The 18,001-nt window shown below is 69.9% G+C and carries 17 protein-coding genes and 1 pseudogene; 9 read left to right on the forward strand and 9 right to left on the reverse strand.

The window, feature by feature from the left end:
- Window positions 1–46: 46 nt before the first annotated feature.
- The 3 genes and pseudogenes from LY41_RS21465 to LY41_RS21475 all read right to left on the reverse strand — a co-directional run bounded on the left by LY41_RS21465 (window position 47) and on the right by LY41_RS21475 (window position 2,773).
- A complete protein-coding gene (locus tag LY41_RS21465) occupies window positions 47–1,696 on the reverse strand; it encodes a gamma-glutamyltransferase (RefSeq protein ID WP_253866031.1) in 1,650 nt (549 codons plus the stop codon).
- A 205-nt stretch (window positions 1,697–1,901) separates the two neighbouring features.
- Window positions 1,902–2,051: pseudogene (locus LY41_RS21470) on the reverse strand (IS30 family transposase); the annotation flags it as partial.
- 83 nt (window positions 2,052–2,134) lie between these two features.
- Window positions 2,135–2,773, reverse strand: a complete 639-nt coding sequence (locus LY41_RS21475) for a sugar O-acetyltransferase (RefSeq protein WP_253866033.1) — start codon at window positions 2,771–2,773, stop codon at window positions 2,135–2,137.
- Window positions 2,774–2,776: 3 nt separating this feature from the next.
- Here LY41_RS21475 and LY41_RS21480 point away from each other — a divergent pair, with 3 nt between their 5' ends.
- Window positions 2,777–3,706, forward strand: coding sequence for a LysR family transcriptional regulator (locus tag LY41_RS21480; protein WP_253866035.1), 930 nt, complete (start codon window positions 2,777–2,779; stop codon window positions 3,704–3,706).
- A 173-nt stretch (window positions 3,707–3,879) separates the two neighbouring features.
- Here the strand turns inward: LY41_RS21480 and LY41_RS21485 are convergent, their stop codons facing one another.
- From LY41_RS21485 to LY41_RS21495, 3 genes are read right to left on the reverse strand one after another with little or no spacing between them, the layout of a single operon-like run.
- The gene (locus tag LY41_RS21485) at window positions 3,880–4,710 is read right to left on the reverse strand and encodes an alpha/beta fold hydrolase (RefSeq protein ID WP_253866037.1); all 831 of its coding nucleotides are present in this window, start codon (window positions 4,708–4,710) and stop codon (window positions 3,880–3,882) included.
- 49 nt (window positions 4,711–4,759) lie between these two features.
- Window positions 4,760–6,064: an Rv3212 family protein gene (locus tag LY41_RS21490; protein ID WP_253866039.1), complete on the reverse strand. Its 1,305-nt coding sequence runs from the start codon at window positions 6,062–6,064 to the stop codon at window positions 4,760–4,762.
- 5 nt (window positions 6,065–6,069) lie between these two features.
- Window positions 6,070–7,851 carry a DEAD/DEAH box helicase gene (locus LY41_RS21495; RefSeq protein WP_443678877.1) on the reverse strand — a complete coding sequence of 594 codons (1,782 nt, stop codon included), beginning with the start codon at window positions 7,849–7,851 and terminating at the stop codon, window positions 6,070–6,072.
- A 321-nt stretch (window positions 7,852–8,172) separates the two neighbouring features.
- Here LY41_RS21495 and LY41_RS21500 point away from each other — a divergent pair, with 321 nt between their 5' ends.
- Window positions 8,173–8,829: a ferritin-like fold-containing protein gene (locus LY41_RS21500; protein ID WP_253866041.1), complete on the forward strand. Its 657-nt coding sequence runs from the start codon at window positions 8,173–8,175 to the stop codon at window positions 8,827–8,829.
- Between the two features lie 88 nt (window positions 8,830–8,917).
- Window positions 8,918–9,148, forward strand: coding sequence for a DUF3107 domain-containing protein (locus LY41_RS21505; RefSeq protein ID WP_253866043.1), 231 nt, complete (start codon window positions 8,918–8,920; stop codon window positions 9,146–9,148).
- A 117-nt stretch (window positions 9,149–9,265) separates the two neighbouring features.
- On the opposite strand, the gene LY41_RS21510 is transcribed toward LY41_RS21505, so the two are convergent.
- Both LY41_RS21510 and LY41_RS21515 read right to left on the reverse strand, forming a co-directional pair.
- Complete coding sequence (locus tag LY41_RS21510; RefSeq protein WP_253866044.1) at window positions 9,266–9,598, reverse strand: DUF4873 domain-containing protein; 333 nt, start codon at window positions 9,596–9,598, stop codon at window positions 9,266–9,268.
- Entirely contained in the window at window positions 9,595–10,425 is an 831-nt protein-coding gene (locus LY41_RS21515) for a TetR/AcrR family transcriptional regulator (RefSeq protein WP_372493333.1), read from the reverse strand. Before LY41_RS21515 ends, LY41_RS21510 begins: the two co-directional genes overlap by 4 nt.
- 80 nt (window positions 10,426–10,505) lie before the next feature.
- On the opposite strand from LY41_RS21515, the gene LY41_RS21520 reads away from it, so the two are divergent.
- Complete coding sequence (locus LY41_RS21520) at window positions 10,506–11,411, forward strand: AurF N-oxygenase family protein (protein WP_253866046.1); 906 nt, start codon at window positions 10,506–10,508, stop codon at window positions 11,409–11,411.
- A gap of 83 nt (window positions 11,412–11,494) precedes the next feature.
- Window positions 11,495–12,496 (forward strand): alpha/beta fold hydrolase, encoded by a 1,002-nt coding sequence (locus LY41_RS21525; RefSeq protein ID WP_253866047.1) that lies wholly within the window; start codon window positions 11,495–11,497, stop codon window positions 12,494–12,496.
- Here the strand turns inward: LY41_RS21525 and LY41_RS21530 are convergent.
- Complete coding sequence (locus LY41_RS21530; protein ID WP_253866048.1) at window positions 12,435–13,058, reverse strand: TetR/AcrR family transcriptional regulator; 624 nt, start codon at window positions 13,056–13,058, stop codon at window positions 12,435–12,437. The genes LY41_RS21525 and LY41_RS21530 overlap by 62 nt on opposite strands.
- 85 nt (window positions 13,059–13,143) lie before the next feature.
- Between LY41_RS21530 and LY41_RS21535 the strand changes: the two genes are divergently transcribed.
- The 4 genes from LY41_RS21535 to LY41_RS21550 all read left to right on the forward strand — a co-directional run bounded on the left by LY41_RS21535 (window position 13,144) and on the right by LY41_RS21550 (window position 17,945).
- Window positions 13,144–14,253: an alpha/beta fold hydrolase gene (locus LY41_RS21535; RefSeq protein WP_372493334.1), complete on the forward strand. Its 1,110-nt coding sequence runs from the start codon at window positions 13,144–13,146 to the stop codon at window positions 14,251–14,253.
- Between the two features lie 51 nt (window positions 14,254–14,304).
- On the forward strand, window positions 14,305–15,534 hold the full coding sequence (locus LY41_RS21540; protein ID WP_253866049.1) for a DUF3152 domain-containing protein: 1,230 nt from the start codon (window positions 14,305–14,307) through the stop codon (window positions 15,532–15,534).
- 106 nt (window positions 15,535–15,640) lie between these two features.
- Window positions 15,641–16,819: an adenylyltransferase/sulfurtransferase MoeZ gene (gene moeZ / locus LY41_RS21545; RefSeq protein ID WP_253866051.1), complete on the forward strand. Its 1,179-nt coding sequence runs from the start codon at window positions 15,641–15,643 to the stop codon at window positions 16,817–16,819.
- 319 nt (window positions 16,820–17,138) lie between these two features.
- Entirely contained in the window at window positions 17,139–17,945 is an 807-nt protein-coding gene (locus tag LY41_RS21550) for a TIGR02569 family protein (protein ID WP_253866052.1), read from the forward strand.
- The last annotated feature ends 56 nt before the right edge of the window (window positions 17,946–18,001 follow it).

Here is an 18,001-nt window from a genome sequence, read left to right on the forward strand (position 1 = left end):
CGACGACGGCGGCACCGATCAGCCACATGTGGGCCCTCCTTGTCTCTCAGAACCCGGCCGCCTTGCCCTCGCGGCGCGGTCCGGTACTGCTGTGCAGGACGTCGTCGTCGGAGCGCCAGCTCATCTGGTAGGTGCCCATGTGGTAGTCGTAGGCGGGCAACGGGTTGAGCAGCACGCCCATCCGGGCCAGCCCGTCGGGCACCTCGGGGGACACCCGGCTCTCGATCGAGATCGTGTGGTTGTCCTCGTAGGGCAGGCAGCGCGGCGAGTCGTCGGCGTCGTAGGGGTCCATCCCGAAGTCCAGGATGTTGGACAGCACCTGCGGGACGGTGCAGTGCACGTTGCCGGGGGACCCGAGCGCAAGGCGCGGGGTGCCGTCGCGCAGCACCATCGTGTTGGACAGGATCGACCGGACACGTCCGCCTCCGACGTGCCAGCCCTCCATCGCCGAGGTGAGGCTGTTCATCGAGTGGCTGCCCACCATCGGAACGCCTCCGACGACCTCGCCCGGGATCCCGCTGCCCTGCAGCGTGTTCATCATCTGTACCCAGTTGCCGTTCTGGTCCACGATGGATAGCTCGCAGCTGCCGGCGGGCTGCTTGGACGCTCCCGACGCTGCCATGGCGGGGAGTCCGCGGGTGAGTGCGACGTGCTGGGTCAGGTCGGTGTGCGAGCGCGCGTCGCGCAGAATCCGGGCGAAACCGGCGATCATCTCGGGCGTCGCCATGGCGGTACTGGCGTCGCCGAACACGGTCGGGTCGTTGAGCAGGCCGGTCTCCAGGCCAGCCCGGCGCAGCGCATGGGCCAGGTAGTAGAGCGAATCCGCCGATTCCGACCAGTGCCCGAGCGACACGACGTCGAGCTCGGAGAGCATGCCGAGCACGATCTGGCAGAACACGCCCTGGCGCTCCGGCGGCGACTGCTGCACGACGGTATGGCCCTTGTGCGTCCACATGTAGGGGTCCGACCAGCGCGGCGGGATCTCGGTCATGTGCTCGGGCTTGATCGCCCAGCCGAGCGCGTTGGCCCTGGCCACGAACTGCTCGGCCCACTCGCCGGTGATGAAGTGGTCGGGGCCCTCGGCTGCGACCTTGCGCATGGTGGCGGCGAGCTCGGCCGAGGCCCAGCGGTCACCGACCTGCGGCAGGTGCCCGTCCGGGGTGAAGTGGCGGCGTCCGGACTCGGTGTAGAGGAAGAAGTCGACGGTCTGTGCCATCACGAGGTGCTCGAACGAGGTGACCTCGTGCCCCTGCTCGGCCCAGTCGATGGCCGATTCGCACAGCTGAGCCCACGGCTTCGTGGCGAAGCGCTCGTAGAGCGACTTGATCCCGGGCATGAACCCCGGGATCACCCCGATCGGCATGCCGGGCGCCGCGGCGTAGAGGCCCTTGCCCATCGGCACCGGTGCGAACTTCGGCAGTCCCGGCACGATCGTGCCGCTGCTGTTGAGCTCGTAGGTTCGGCCGCTGTCCGCCTCGTGCACCAGCGCGGTGACCGTCCCCGCGTGATTGGTCATGTCCTGCTGGACGACTGCCTGGACCATGCATCCGGCGATCGCCGCGTCGACGGCGTTACCGCCGTCCCGCATGGTTTCCAGCATCACGTCGGTGACGACTGGGTGCTGGCTGGACGCGACCGCGTGCGAACCGGTGATCGGAGACTTGGGGCCGACGCGGCCCTGTCGGTTACAGACCATACGGGCCACGATGCCCGCAGAGACGGAGTCGAGCCAGCGGCAACAGTAGCAACGACCGTCCCGTTCCTGCGACGTCTGTCGAAGGAGCCGGCCGCCACCACGACGGCCTGCAGAGAGTCACGCACGGCCGGGCTCGCGTCGGACGGGTGTCGTGGCGGATGGATCGATTGACCGTTGCGGCACCTGACGATCAATCCCCCGGGCCAGGCGCGCCGGGCCGTAGGAGGCCGTTGGTGTTCTCGTTGGTGCCGCGCTGCCACGGAGAGTGCGGGTCCTCGAAGTAGATCTTCGTGCCGGTGGAGCGTTCTATCCGCTCGTGGTGGAAGAGCTCGTTTTCCTGGTCCCAGGTCAGGGCCCACTTCACCCGGCGGTGGGCCGATTCAGTCGCTGGGCCCTGCTGGTGCCGTGGTCACGGACCGCCGGCGGCCCGGTCGGGGCTCAGTCGATCGTCTTGATCACCTGGGCGGGGACTCCCGCGACCACGGTGCCGACAGGAACATCACGAGTGACGACGGCTCCTGCGGCGACCACCGCACCGGCGCCGATGGTCACTCCCTGAGTGATCACGGCAGCGGCCCCGATCCACACGTCGTCTTCGATGACGATCGGGGCGAAGGAGAGGTACTCGCGGCGCTCGGTGAGAGGCAGCGGATGGCCTCCGGTGATGAGGCTGACCTTCGGGGCGATCATGACGCGGTTGCCCAGGTGGATGCCGCCCTTGTCCATGAGCGTGCAGCCCTGGTTGACGAAGACGTTCTCCCCGAATGTCGTGTTCAGGCCGTACTCGGTGAACAGCGGCGGGTGGATGGTGACCGACTCCGGAAGCTGCTCACCGAACACAACGGAAAGTAGTTCTGCGCGCCCTTCGCTGTCGCTGAACGGCAGCACGTTCAGCCGGGACGTTGCATCGGTCACCGCCGCGATTCGTTCCGCATGGCGCGCGAACTCGGACGTATGGACGTACATGATTTGTGCTGTGCGGGTAGACATGCGCTGACCCCACCACCGCGTGGAACATGCGATCAAACAACGGACACGGACGCCATAAACAACCGTGAGTTGTGGAAGTACGGTCACGACGTGGATGTCGAAACACTGCGGACGTTCGTGGTCGTCGCCGAGACCGGCCAGTTCCAGGCCGCGGCGGACGAGCTGTGGATCAGCCAGCAGGCGGTCTCCAAGCGGATCGCGACGCTGGAGAGGAACCTCGAGGTCACGCTCCTGGTGCGGACCACTCGCGGCTCCCGGCCGACCCTGGACGGGCAGGTCTTCCTGCCGCATGCCAAGAACGTCCTCACGGCTCTCGATCACGCCGAGCAGGCGGTGCGCCCCGGCAGCAGGCCCTTGCGTGTCGACGTCCTCCACCGGCGTATCGCTCCGGCGCAGGCCGTGTACCGGTTCTACCGTTCTTGCCCCGAGATGGACCTCGACGTGGTCACGTTGAGCGAGGAGAACGCCGATCAGGCCGCTCAGGCAGTGCTCGGTGGATCCGTCGACGCGTCGTTCCGCGCTCTGCCGGCATCCCAGGTGCCGGCAGGTGTCAGCGCCGAACGACTCCTGGACGTTCCTCTGGAGCTCCTGGTCGGGCCCGGCCATCCGATGGCGGATGCGGCGTGGGTCAGGTCCGCGGATCTGGCCGGCCATCGGATCTGGATCCCCGGGATCAGACCGGGATCGGAGTGGGACGCGTTCTACCGCGCACTGTCCGGGGCCCTCGGGCTGAACATCGACGCGCTCGGCCCTCACTTCGGGGACGAGGCACTGATGGACGCGCTGGCCGACACGGATTCGTTGGCCACCCTCGTCGGCAGCGGGGACCGGTATCTGTGGCCCGGGAATCACGACCTGCGGCGCATCCCGTTGCGCGAACCCACTCCGGTCTACCCGCACGTCCTGCTGTCCCGCAGTGGAGACCAGCACCCTCGCCTGGCCGCACTACGCGACCATCTGCTCACCACACGGCCGCGAACCCCGGACGATACGTGGACACCGGACTGGATGGCTCACTGAACTCCGGTGGATCGCCGGAAACCGCCGAGGTGAGGTCGGGAAGGTTGTTCCGGGCCACTCGCCGGTCACCCGGCCGGTCGAGGCCGCCCGAACGCAGAACACGCGGGTTTGAGTGCAGAACACGCGCGGCTGAATGCAGGACACGCACCCTTGAGTGCAGGACACGCGGGACCCTAGAGCCAGGCGCGCCATTCGGTGAGCAGGATGTCGAGCAGGGCGTGCGGGTTCTCGGTGTTGGGAGAGTGCGCCGCCTGCGGGACGACCGTGAACGTCGCGGCGAGCCTGCGGGCCATGTCCTTCTGCTCGTCGACCGTCCAGGCGTCGTCGTGTTCGCCCGCGACGACCAGTGCCGGGCGGTCGCCGAGCGCGCGAGCGAGTTCGTCGGTGCGGTCGGATTCGGTGCGCAGGCCGCGGGCCATGCCCAGCAGGCCGGCCGCGCTCGAGGAGACGAACCGCTGCCGCAGGAACGTGCGCAGTTCCGCGGCGGGCAGGCCGCCGAGCTGCTCACGGATCGCGTACACGGCCTCGACACCCTGGGTGCGCAGCAGCGGCTCGCCCGCCTCGAGCGCCTGGGCGCGCAATCCGTGCGGCAGCCGGGCAGGGCCGCTGTCGAGGAGGGTCAGGCCGGCTGCCGGTGCGCCCGCCAGAACGGCGCCGCGCGAAACCAGCCCGCCGTAGGAGTGGCCGACCAGTACGACGGGGCCGTCGAGCGAGGTGATCAGCCCGGCGACGACCTCGCCGAGCCGGTCCGGCAGATAGGCCGTTTCGTCGTCGGGGCCGGGTGATTCGTACTGGCCGGGCAGGTCGATCGCGAGGGGGTGCAGCCCGCCGTCGGCGATGCCGTCGAGCAGCGGCGCGAAGTCCTCTTTGGACCCGGTGTAGCCGGGCACGAGCAGGGCGGTACCCACGGTGTCGGCGGGCTCGGGCCCGGACAGCGCGGCGATGCCGCCGGGAAGATCGATCCGCCTGCCGCCGTGCGGGGACAGTTGGGAGAACGTGGTCATCGGGGCTCTCCCGTCATCAGGGGGTATCCCGTCATCCGGGGCCCTCCGGTCATCGCAGTGCCACCACCTCGTCGCCGCGGCGTTCGAGCACCACCGGTCCCGCGGTGGCCGTCTCGATCGGCCCGCGGTAGCCGTCGCGGTCGACGGCGATCGTGCGCACCGTGTCGCCGCTGCGGGGGTCGAGCACGGCCAGACCGCCGCCGACCGGCGCGAGGTAGCGGCCCGCCATCGACGTGCCCGCCCCGCGGGTGTTGTGCACCGTCCACTTCGGCGTCAGGTCCGCAGTGGACAGTGCCATGGTGCGGGATCCGGTGAACCAGTAGACGTTCTGCGGGCCACGGGCGGTGGGCATGACGCCGTCGCTCGGTTCACGGTCCAGATCGGACTGCGGCAGGTCGAGCGGATACCGTGTCCGCTCCCGGCCCTCCGGGTCGTACAGCACCAGTTCCTCCGCCTCCGGCAGTAGCACCGCCGAACCGCCGGGCACCATCGCGATCAGCTTGGCACCGCGTTCGGGCAAGGTCTGGGAGAACTCCTGTTCCGGCTGGTCGGACTCCTCGGGCGCGGCCTTCAATACGGTCAACAGTGCCCCGCTGCGGCCGGGGCAGCGTTCGATCACGCCGACGCGGCCCGATGCCGTGGCGACGGTGCCGTACTCGCAGTCGGGCCGCGGTTGGTATCCCGCGTTGACCTGCGCGTACACCTGGCCGAACTCCATACTCCTGACCAGGTCGTCGCGCCAGCTGTTGAGCAGCCGGTCGCCGGTGGCGGTCACGTACCCGCCGTCGCCGATGAGCCGGGTGCCGTGCTCGGCATCGCCGTTGCGCTGCGCCGTGCGCCTGCCGGTCTCGGCGTCGAGCTGGGTGACTTCGCTGCAGCCCGCCGCGGTGCGGTGGAGCGCGAGGGCGCGTTCCCATTCGGCGCCGACCGTGCACAACGGCAGGTCGCGGGCGTATCGCCAGCGGACGTCGCCGGTTCCGGGGTCGCGGCCGGTGACCTCCCCGCCGTCGGCGGTGACGACCGTGCCGGCCGTCGCGACGGGCGCGGGAGTCGCGGCGCTGGGTGCCCGCCACGCCTCGTGGAACTCGGCGGGCACGGACGCAGGTTGCGCGGGAGTGTGTGCAGGCGGGGGAGCGGTCTCGCTGATCGTGGCGCGGCTGTCGCTGCCGGCCCAGACGACGACGCCTGCCACGACGGCGCCCACGCCGAGCAGCGCGGCGGTGACGCGGTCGCGCCTGCGGTTCCACGGCGAGCGGCGGCTCCGCACCGTGGCCGGTGCGGAGCCGCCGTCGTCGTGGATCGTCTCGCCGGCCGTGTCGTCAGGGTCCGGCGACGCTGATCCGATGGAGCTCACGGACGTCAGTCTGCCGCGGCGGACGTTTCGCTCGTGTTGGTCTCCTGCGGTGTGTTGTCCTGCGCGGTCTCGGAGGCGGGACCGCCCCGGCCGCGGCCGCCACGACGACGGCGCCTGCGCGCGGGGCGCTGCCCGCCGTCGTCCGGGGCGTCACCGGAGGTGGCGCCGTCGGCCGAGGCGTGGCTCTCCGTGGCCGGTTTCGAGCCGCTGCCGCCCCCGCGGGTCCGGCGGCGCGACCGCGACCGGCCCGAACCGGACGACGACGAGGTGTGGGCCTCACCGTCGGCCGGGGTCTCGGTGTCGGCGGACTCGGCGGAACCGCCGTCGGCGGACTTGCCGCCACGGGTACGCCTGCGCGGTTTGCGGCTCTGTGCACGGCCGGAGCCGCCCTCGCGGGACCCGCCCTCACGGGACCCGCTTTCACGGGACCCGCGCCGTTCGCGCCGCTTGTCGCCCAGGTCCTCGGCGTCCTCGGCGGACAGTCCCTCCCGGGTGCGCTTGCTCAACGGCAGCCGGCCCGTCGCGCCCTCGGGGATGTCGAGGTCCGAGAAGAGGTGCTTGGACGTCGAGTAGGTCTCCACCGGCTCGGGCTGGTCCAGGCCGAGCTCGTCGGAGATCAGCTTCCACCGGGGCATCTCGTCCCAGTCGACGAGCGTGACCGCGACGCCGGTCTTGCCCGCGCGGCCGGTGCGGCCGATGCGGTGGACGTAGGTCTTCTCGTCCTCGGGCATCTGGTAGTTGATGACGTGGGTCACGTCGTCGACGTCGATGCCGCGCGCGGCGACGTCGGTGGCGACGAGCACGTCGACCTTCGAGGAACGGAAGGCGCGCAGCGCCTGTTCGCGCGCACCCTGGCCGAGGTCACCGTGCACGGCCGCCGCGGCGAACCCGCGGTCGGTGAGCTCGTCGGCCACCTTCTGCGCGGTGCGTTTGGTGCGCGTGAAGATCATCGTCAGCCCGCGGCCGGAGGCCTGGAGCACCTTCGCGACCAGTTCGGGCTTGTCCAGCGAGTGCGCCCGGTAGACGAACTGCGTGGTGCGCTCGTGGATGGCGCCCGCGTCGTTCTCCTCGGCGCGGATGTGCGTCGGCTGGCTCAGGAACGTCCTGGCCAGGTTGATGATCGGTCCGGGCATGGTGGCCGAGAACAGCATCGTCTGCCGCTCGTCCGGCACCATCCGCAGGATGCGCTCGATGTCGGGCAGGAAGCCCAGGTCGAGCATCTCGTCGGCCTCGTCGAGCACCAGCGAACGGACCTTGCCGAGCACCAGGTGGCGCTGTTCGGCGAGGTCGAGCAGCCTGCCCGGCGTGCCGACGACGATGTCGACGCCCCGCCGTAGTGCCTCGATCTGCGGTTCGTACGGCCTGCCGCCGTAGATCGACTCGACCGTGACGCCGAGGTTCGCACCCGCCTCGACCAGGTCCTTGGTGACCTGGACGCACAGTTCGCGGGTCGGGACGACGATCAGCGCCTGCGGCGTGCCGTCGCCGGGGGTTTCGAGCCGCTGCAGCAGCGGGACGCCGAAGCCGAGGGTCTTGCCCATGCCGGTCCTGGCCTGCCCGATGACGTCGTCGCCCTTGAGGGCCAGCGGCAGGGTCAGCGACTGGATGGCGAAGGTCCGGTGTTTCCCCGATGCCTCGAGCGCCGAGATGATCTCGGGCTTCAGGCCGAACTCGGCGAAGGCCGGAGTGGCGGCTTCTGCAGCGGCCTGGGAAACGTCGGGTGCGACATCGGTTGTGGGACCGTCGGCGGTATCGGTGCCGGCGGTCGTGTCGTGGTCCTGGATGATGGGAAATCGCCTCTCTCATACCGGCGCGCAAGCCAGGCATATACCGCGATGGCTCGACCACACTCACATCCGTGTTTCGCGGCTGCGACCGACGAACAATTACGGTGTGGGAACATCGCCGAGGCGTGCACGCACATTGCTTCTCACCTGCGTGTTCATGCGCTACGAACCTATTCTTCGCGGCGGTCCACGAGTGGTGAGAATCGCTCTCGCTTCTCGAGTGTACAGCGACGTCGCCGACATATCGTGACGCCGCCCGCATTCGATCACGTGTCGTTGGTAACTGCAGGCCGGTTTGCGCTCTCGACTACGGTGAACGGCGTGACGGAGGCGCGTGCGGAAATCAGTGGCGGCGTGGTGGATCTGCTCGGGGTCCTTGCTTACGGCGAGTTGTCGGCGTTCGACCGGCTGGCCGAGGATGCGCGGTCGGCTCCGACCCTGGCCGGACGGGTCGCGCTGGCGTCCATGGCCGGTGCGGAGATCGGGCACTACGAGATGCTCGCCAACCATCTGCACGCCCACGGCGCGTCGGTCGAGGAGGCGATGCAGCCGTTCCGCCAGCACGTCGACGCGTTCCAGGAGTCGACCGCTCCGCGTACGTGGCTCGAGTCCCTGGTCAAGGCGTATGTCGTGGACAACCTCGCCGCCGATCTGTATCGCGAGCTCGCGACCGTGCTCGACGACGAGATACGCAGGATCGTGCTCACCGTGCTCGACGACACCGGCCACTCCGCCTTCGCCGAACGCGAGGTGGCGGCCGCCATCGAGGCCGACAGCAGCCAGCGCGACCGGCTGTCGCTGTGGTCGCGGCGGCTGCTCGGGGAGGCGCTGACGCAGGCGCAGTACATCGTTGCCGAGCGGGACGGGCTCGCCGAACTCATCGTGGCGGGTTCGGTCGATCTGTCCGGCATCGCGGCGCTGTTCCGCAAGCTCCAGCAGGGACACGCCAAGCGGATGCAGGTCCTGGGCCTGGGCTGAGGACCTGCCCTTGGGGGCTTTTTCCGGTTCGGCGCGCTAACCTGGGCGGCGAACGAACAGGCTCAACTTTTCGCAGCGGAGGTTGCACGTGGAGGTCAAGATCGGCATCAAGGACACCCCGCGGGAACTGGTGGTGTCCAGCGGCCAGACGGCCGACGAGGTCGAGAAGCTGGTCGCCGACGCACTGAGTGCCGACGACGGCCTGTTCAGCCTGACCGACGACAAGGGCCGCAAGTACCTGGTCCCGTCCGATCGGATCGCATACGTCGAGATCGCGCCGTCGGACGCCCGTCGCGTCGGCTTCTCGGTCAGCAACTGACCGGCGGCCGCACCCGGACACTCGAATGCCGCGTCCTCCCGAGCGGGAGGACGCGGCATTCGTCGTTCCAGGGCCGGGCATTCCGGGGCCGGGACGCCCGGCCCCGGTGCGGCCCGTTCAGGATGCGGTGGCTTCGACCTCGTCGAGCGAGGTGGGCACCGCGAACGGGGGTGTGCTCGTGCCCGTGATCCGGTACCGGTCCCACGGGTCGACGTCGGAGATCTCGCCGTCGGCGCCGCCCTGCGGCGTGCGCAGCTGCACCTTCCGCTTCTTGCCTCCGGTGAGCTCCAGGAGTTCGTCGTTGCGCTTGATCCGGCCGTACCAGTGGTAGTACCCGTCGATCGGCTGGAAGTGGCCGCGCAGTTCGACCTCGACCTCCAGTTCGGTCTCCTCGACCAGTAGCGTCGCGGTGCCGGCGTAGCCGTCCTCGTCGTGGTCGTGTTCGCTCATTGTGCTGCTCCGGCTTCGTCGATGGGGCGTGCGGTGTCGCCTTTGGCGGTGGTGTCGCCCGTGGCGGCGGTGTCGTCGTCACGGTGGAACTGGACGATCTTGTTGGTCTCGACCGGCCGGTCGGGGTCGATCTCGACGCCGTGCTGTTTCGCGAGGCCGTCGATGGCGGCCCAGATGATCTGGGTCAGGTACTCCACCACGGCGTCCCGGCTCATGCTGCGCCTGGCCAGCCACCACTCGCCGGTGTTGTGCACCATCCCGACCACACCGTGCGCCCAGGGTTCGGCGGCACCGGAGTCGACGCTGAACATGCGCAGGTAGTCCCCGAGCAGGGCGGTCAGCGCGTTGGCGATGAGCGCCTTGTCCTCGGCGACGACATCGGTGACATCGCCGTCCAGCGGGCGGTTGGCGAACCGTCTGCTTGCGAGCAGGCGATAGAGGTTGGGGTGCTCCTCGAGCACGGTGAAGAACGCATCGAGCGCCATGCGGATGCGGGGCACCGGGGCGTGCTCGGTGTTGATCGCGGGCATGAGGCGTTCGAGGAGGATCTCGGTGCCGCGGTCGCCGAGCGCGAGGTAGAGGTCGGATTTGTCCTCGAAGTGCCGGTAGAGCACCGGCTTCGTCACGCCCGCGGCGGCGGCCACGTGCTCCATGCCCAGGTCGGGGCCGTGTTCTTCGAGCGCGACGAGTGCGGCGTCGACGAACTCGGCCCGGCGGGCGATGCGGTGCTTGCGCCAGCGGTCCTTGCGGGCGTCACCACTTCTGGGTGGCACCTTGTCCGACGACGTGTGCTTGCTCGGCTTGACAGGGTCCGGCATGCCTCGCATGCTACCAGAAGTAACTGTTACCGGAAGTTACATTAAACCGGAGCAGTCATTCACACAGCCGTGAAAGGTGGTGGACCGCGATGACGCGGACCCTGGGCGATGCCGGGCGCGAGAAGACGGCCGAGCGTCTTCTGAAGTCGTCGGCGAACAAGTTCTACGACCCCGAAGTCGACATCGATTGGGACGCGCCCCTGGTCGAGGGCAAGCGGTTCATCCCCGAGGAGCGTTCGAGCCTCTACGGCACCGAGCTGTGGGACCGGCTCACGCCCGAGCAGCGCATCGAGCTCGGCAAGCACGAGATGGCCAGCATCGCCACGAACGGCATCTGGTTCGAGGTCATCCTCATGCAGCTGTTGCTCAAGGAGGTCGACAACGGCGACCCGACCACGAGCCACGCGCAGTATGCGCTGACGGAGATCGCCGACGAGTGCCGACACTCCACGATGTTCGCGCGCATGTCGAACGCGTTCGGCTGCCCGCACTACGGCCCCGTGAAGTGGCGTCACCGGGTGGCCAAGATCCTTCCGGCCATCGGCTACGGCCCCGCGCTCTACGGTTCGATCCTGATCGCCGAGGAGATCCTCGACCGGCTCCAGCGCGAGCAGATGAACGACCCGGAGATCCAGCCGTTGGTGCGCATGGTCAACCGCATTCACGTGCTGGAAGAGGCACGGCACGTCACGTTCGCGCGTGAAGAGGTCACCCGGCGGATCAAGGGCATGGGCAGGGTGGAACTGGCCTATCAGCGCTGGCTGATCGCCTACGTGTCGTGGCACATCACCCGCAGCCTGATCAACCCGCACGTCTACAAGGCCGTCGGCATCCGCCCGAAGGAGGGGTACCAGGCGGCCCTGAGCAATCCGCATTTCCGGGCCACGCTGCTGTTCTCGGGCGAGAAGATCATGCCGTTCCTCGACGAGGCCGGCCTGGTCGGCAGGCCCGGCATGAAGCTGTGGCGCAGCGCGGGCCTGCTGCCGAACACGTGAGCACAGCCGTGGTGACGACGCCGATAACAACGACGCCGACAACAACGACGACGCCGGCGAGGGCAGTAACTGTGCCAACAACTATGCCGACCGTGACGACCGTGACCACCGTGACCGCGTCGGACGGCACGCGGCTCGCCGTCGAGACCGGCGAGCCCGCAGGCGGCGCCGGTTCACCGGTGACACTCGTGCTCGTGCACGGGTGGACCCAGGACCGGCGCACCTGGGATCGCGTGGTGGGCGAACTCGCCTCGCCGGTGCGGACCGTGCGCTACGACCTGCGTGGCCACGGCGACTCCGAACCGGCCGGGCCGGAGTCGGCGACCATCGACCGGCTGGCCGATGACCTCGCCGAGGTCATCGCGACCCAGGCGCCGTCGGGGCCCGTGGTGCTGGCGGGGCATTCGATGGGCGGCATGACGATCATGGCGCTCGCGGACCGGCACCCGGACCTGGTGGCGCGGCGCGTCGCCGGCGCGGCGTTCGTGGCGACGTCGTCGGGGAACATGGACCACCTCACGCTCGGTTTTCCGGGCGCGCTGGGCAGGGGAGCAGCGCGCCTGGAACGCCGTCTCGCGAAGCTGCTGGTGGCCTACCGGCGGGATCGGCTGCCGGTGGCAGGCCCGTTCGCGGCACTGGGCAGTCGGTTGCTGGTGTTCGGCAAACGGCCCAGGAAGGCCGACGTGCGTTCGGTGGCCGACCAGCTGCGCAAGGCAGATCCGCGCAGCCTCGGCGGGTTCCAGAACGCGATCTCGCTGCACGATCGCGCGGCCGCACTGTCGGCACTGGCAGCCGTGCCGACGGTGGTGCTCGCGGGCGACCGCGACCGGCTGATTCCGGTGGAGCACGCCGAGGCGATCGCCGAACAGCTGCCGGATGCCCGGTTCGTGGTCTTCCCCGGTGCGGGACACATGATCACGCAGGAGCGCTGCACCGGGGTGGCCGAGGCGATCGGAGTGCTGGTCACCGGTGCGGTGGCCGACGCGGCCGCCGCGGGGAACGGCTCCGGCGAGCCCGCGGGTGCTACAGCGGATGGTGCAGCGGAAAGCCCGCACCGATCCCGCGCCACGCCAGCGTCGACGTGAGCCGTACGGCGTCGTCGCGGCTGACGTCGCTGCCGTGATCGAGCCAGTAGCGCGCGCTGACCTGGCTCATGCCCACGAGGCCGACGGCCAGCAGCCGCGCGCGCTCCGCGTCGAGCCCGGCGTCGGACATGATCGTTTTCGCGATCGCGTCCACCGTGGCGGTCGTCGCCCTGTCGACGGCCCGCTGCACGTCGGGCTCGCCACGGAGGTCGGATTCGAAGACCATGCGGAAGGCGCCCACGTCGCCGTTGACGAAGTCGAAGAACGCGCCGACGGCGTTCTGCACGCGCTGCTTGTTGTCGGTGGTGGAGGCCAGCGCGCCCTCGACGGCGCGCACCAGGTCGTCGACGTGGCTTTCCAGCAGTGCGATGTAGAGGTCGAGCTTGCCGGGAAAATGCTGGTAGAGCACCGGCTTGCTGACACCCGCATGCTCGGCGATGTCGTCCATCGCCGCCGAGTGGTAGCCGTTCGCGGCGAACACCTGTTGTGCCGCTGTCAGCAGCTGGGCACGTCGCTGCGTGCGGGGCAGCCGCACGCCCTTGCCGTGCGCCGTGTCGGTCATCTTCGCCTCCAGACTTCCCGGAGCACATTACTCGGCGGTATGTAAGTAACGCCAAACATCGAGTTCATGCGGCATGCTGGACGCCGTGTCCGAGACCGCATCGTCGACGAGTGCCCCGATTCCGCAGCACCGCCCGCGCCCGGCCACCGGGCCGGGAGGCCCGGGCCGCGGACCGCTGACCCACGTGCCGCTGTCGCGGGCACCGCTGCCCGATTGGGACCCGATGTTGCCCCCGTGGGCGGGCTCCTGGGAACCCGCGTGGGCCGGGGGTGACCGCGAGCACAGTGCTGACGGCGGACACGGTGCTCACGACGGGCACGGGCACGGACAGGACGGGGTGCGGCTCCACGTGCGCCGCACACCGGGTGCCGGGGACGAGACGGCCGTCTACGTCCACGGGCTGGGCGGTTCCTCGACGAACTGGACGGATCTGGCCGCACAGCTGGCGCCGTACGCCGAGGGGATCGCGCCGGACCTGCCCGGGTTCGGGTTCTCGGCACCGCCCGGCGGGTTCCCCTTCAGCCTCGACGCGCATGCCGACGTCGTCGCCGGGTACGTGGAGTCGCTGGCACGTCCGGTGCACCTGGTCGGCAACTCGATGGGCGGTGCGATCTCACTGCTGCTGGCGGCGCGCAGGCCGGAGCTCGTACGGACGCTCACGCTCGTCTCGCCCGCGATGCCCGACCGCAGGCCGGATCCGCGCAGGCTGTCCGATCCCCGGATGGCGCTCGCGATGCTGCCCGTGGTCGGCGCACCCGCGCGCAGGCGGCTGGCGCGACTGACACCCGAGGAGCGCGCGCTGCAGACGATCCGCCTCGTCTACGCCGACGCCGACCGGTTCCCCCGGCACCGGCTCGCCGAGCAGGCCGAGGAGTTCACGGCACGCTCGGCGCAGCAGTGGGCGGGTGCCGCGCTGGCACGCAGCACCCTGGAGATCTTCCGTTCGTGGTTCACGCCGGGGCCGGGGTCGCTGTGGTCGGTCGCGCCGCAGGTGCGGGTGCCGACGCTCGTGGTGTGGGGAACCGAGGACAGGGTGATCTCGGTGCGCCGCGCTCGGCGAACGGCGGAGACGATCCCGTCGGCCCGGCTGCTGGTACTGCCCCGCACGGGTCACGTCGCGCAGATGGAACGCCCCGTGACCGTGGCCAGAGCCGTCCTCGGCATGTGGGAACACGTCGCCGACGCCCGCTGGTAGCCGATCGGGTGACACCGTCCGGGGTCGGACAGGTGTGGCACGCTGGGCGGCGTGGACAGGGTGTCGCACGAAGCACGGCGAGACGGTGCGCGGACCGGGTATTCCGGCCGCGGTCCGGGCCGCGTGCGCCACCACCGCGCGGCCGGTGCGCGGCCGGACGACGACCGCGACGGGCCCGGATCCCGCAGAGCCGGTGAGCCGCTGCGCGCGTCGTGGCGGCCCCACGACCAGGACGACGACCGCGATGCCGACGTGGGTGGCCGCTCCGGCCTCGACGTGGCCCTCGACCCGGACCCGCAGGAGTCCGGCAATGGTGCGGGGGAAACCGAGGCGGGGGAACTCGGGCCGGAGGATGCCGAACGGGGCGCGCGCCCGAAGAAGCCGACATCTCGGACGAAGCCGAAATCCGGCCTGCGCAGGCTGATCGCCACCTACGGCTGGCGGGTGTACGCGATCCCGGTGCTGCTCGTGGTCACCGCGCTCGTCGTCGTCGACACCACCAAGACTGATCCCGACGAACCGGGTGCCCGGGCGGACGACACGTCCGCCGCCGCCGGCGCGGGCGAGGCCGACGGCGGTCGCGACGGGGTCGAGGAGATCCCGGCGGAGAAGCAGGACCTGAACATCCCCACGGCCGAACTGCCCGACGGCAGCGATTTCACGCGCAGTGGACAGGGCACGTGGCACGTCGTGCCGGGCGGCAGCGAGTCCGTCGGTGAGGGCGGCAGGCTGCTGCGCTACACGGTCGAGGTCGAGGACGGCGTCGATCCGGCCGCCATCGCGGGCGAGGACAGCTACGCCGCCACCGTGGAGGGCATCCTCTCCGACGACGAGCGCGGCTGGATCAGCAGCGGCGACGTGCGCCTGCAACGGGTCGACGACAGCGGACCCGACGCCGACTTCTACGTGAGGCTCACCACCCCCGAGACGGCGAAGGACGTCTGCGGCGACGCGATTCCGTACCCGGCGTCGTGCCACATCGACGGTGAGGTCGTGATCAACCTCGCCCGCTGGGTGCGGGGTGCGAAGGCGTTCAGCAGCGACCTCACGGCGTATCGCCAGTACGCCGTGAACCACGAGGTCGGCCACGCCCTCGGCAATGGTCACGTCGGGTGCGCCGAGGAGGGCACCCTGGCGCCGGTGATGATGCAGCAGACGTTCGGCGTCGCGAACGACTACGTCGCCAAGCTCAACGACACTCAGGGCGGTGACGCCGGCAGTGTGCCCGCCGACGGCAAGACCTGCCGGCCGAACGCGTTCCCGAACCCCCAGGCTCAGTGATCCGCATCTCCCCGGAACCTGTCCAGGATGTGGACACCGGGAAGGTTCCGGGGCTTCGACCGGTTATGAATGAATGGACTGCGACTAGCGCGAGATGGAGGACGTGATGTCGACTGCGCTGCCGCCGCTCGTCGAGCCGGCTGCCGAGCTGACCAAGGATGAGGTCGCCAGGTACAGCAGGCACCTGATCATCCCGGATGTCGGAATGGACGGGCAGAAGCGGCTGAAGAACGCCAAGGTGCTCGTGATCGGCGCGGGCGGGCTCGGCAGCCCGGCGCTGCTGTACCTCGCCGCGGCGGGGGTGGGCACCCTCGGCGTGATCGACTTCGACGTCGTGGACGAGTCGAACCTGCAGCGGCAGGTGATCCACGGTCAGTCGGACATCGACAAGCCGAAGGCCGTCTCGGCCAAGGAATCGGTCGCGGAGGTGAACCCGTACGTCGACGTCGTGCTCCACCAGGAGCAGCTGTCGAACGACAACGCGCTCGACGTCTTCCGCGATTACGACCTGATCCTCGACGGCACCGACAACTTCGCCACGCGGTACCTGGTCAACGACGCCGCGGTGATCCTCGGCAAGCCGTACGTGTGGGGCTCGATCTTCCGGTTCGAGGGCCAGGTCAGCGTGTTCTGGGAGGACGCACCGGACGGCCGCGGCCTGAACTACCGCGACCTGTACCCGGAGCCGCCGCCTCCCGGCATGGTCCCCTCGTGCGCCGAGGGCGGCGTGCTGGGCGTGCTGTGCGCGTCGATCGGTTCGATCATGGTGACCGAGGCGGTCAAGCTCATCGCCGGTATCGGTGAGCCGCTGCTCGGCCGGCTGATCAGCTACGACGCGCTCGAGATGAAGTATCGCGAGGTCAAGATCCGCAAGGATCCCGAGACCCCGAAGATCACCGAACTGATCGACTACGAGTCGTTCTGCGGTGTCGTCTCCGACGACGCGCAGCAGGCTGCGACCGGCAGCACGATCACGCCCGCCGAGCTCAAGGCCAAGTTCGACGCCGGCGAGAACTTCGAGCTGATCGACGTCCGCGAGCCGCACGAGTACGAGATCGTCAACATCCGAGGCGCGACGCTGATCCCGAAGGACCGGATCCTGTCGGGGGAGGCGCTCGCGGAGCTGCCGCAGGACAAGCCGGTCGTGCTGCACTGCAAATCGGGCCAGCGCAGCGCCGAGGCGCTCGCCGCCCTGCACAAGGCCGGTTTTTCGAGCGCAACACACCTCGGCGGCGGCGTGTTGGCATGGGCGAAACAGATCGACACGAGCTTGCCTACATACTGATGGGTGGCAGCGCCTGTTGAAGGCGTCGTCTTGTGCTGCCGGCTGAGACTTGCTCAGGCCAGCTGGCCGGTTGCAGGGTGCGGCGGAGGCCCCGGAGCTGGAAACCCGGCTCCGGGGCCTTCGTCTTTTCCGGGACCCTGTCTTGTCCGGGGGCACCGTCTTTCTGCGGACACTGTTCCCCTGAAAAACACCGTGCCCCTGAAAAACCGTGCCCCTGAAAAGCTGTTTTGCCGGGCCCTGCGCCGTTCCGGGGACACCGTCGGCGGCACCGGCGGGTCGCTCACCCGGTCGCGTGGTGGCGCCGGTACCGTCCGTCGGCGTGGGGTATGGAGCCGAACGTCCGCCGTCGCACGTGCGCGCGGCCTTCGGCCTGACCACCGCCGGAGACGACGACGGCGAGCAGCTGCCCGGTGCGGCCGTGTGGCGCTACGGCGACGTCGTGCTGCGGAAGGTCGCCGACCGGGCGCACGCCGTCTGGCTGGCGCGCACCCTCGCCGCACTCGACGCGCCCGGCCTGCGCATCGCGCGGCCGCTGAACACGACCGACGGCCGCTGGGTGATGGGCGGCTGGGGCGCCAGCCGGTTCGTCTCCGGCAGACCCGAGAACCGCCCCGACGACACGGTGCTCACCGCGATCAAACTGCAGCGGGCCACGGCCGATCTGCCCGAACCGGAATTCCTGGCAGGCCGACAGGGCATCGCTGCGCACGCCGAGCGCATGGCCTGGGGCGAGGTCGACATCGAACTCGACGAGGCCAACGGCGGCCGCTGGTTCGAGATCCTCGCGCCCGCGCGCAAACCGCTGTCCTCGCGCCCGCAGGTGGTGCACGGCGAACTGTTCGGCACGGTCCTGTTCGACGGTGACGCCCCGCCCGGCATCGTGGACCTGGTGCCGCACTTCCGGCCCGCCGAATGGGGAGCCGCCGTCGCCGCGATCGACGCCGTCGCGTGGGGCGGGGCCGACATGACACTGCTGCACCGCTGGTCGTACCTGCCCGACTGGGCGCAGCTGCTGCTGCGTGCGACGTTGTTCCGGCTGGCGTATCACGCGCGCCACCCCGGTTCGGCCGACGTCGGGGCCACCCGCCTGCGCGCCGCGGCAGCCCGGGTCAGTGAACTGCTGTAGGCCCCGCACCGGCTCGGTCGGACGGTTCCGCGCAGCTCAGGCGGACGCCGATTCCG

The organism is Prauserella halophila (assembly GCF_024171895.1).
GTDB lineage: Bacteria > Actinomycetota > Actinomycetes > Mycobacteriales > Pseudonocardiaceae > Prauserella > Prauserella halophila.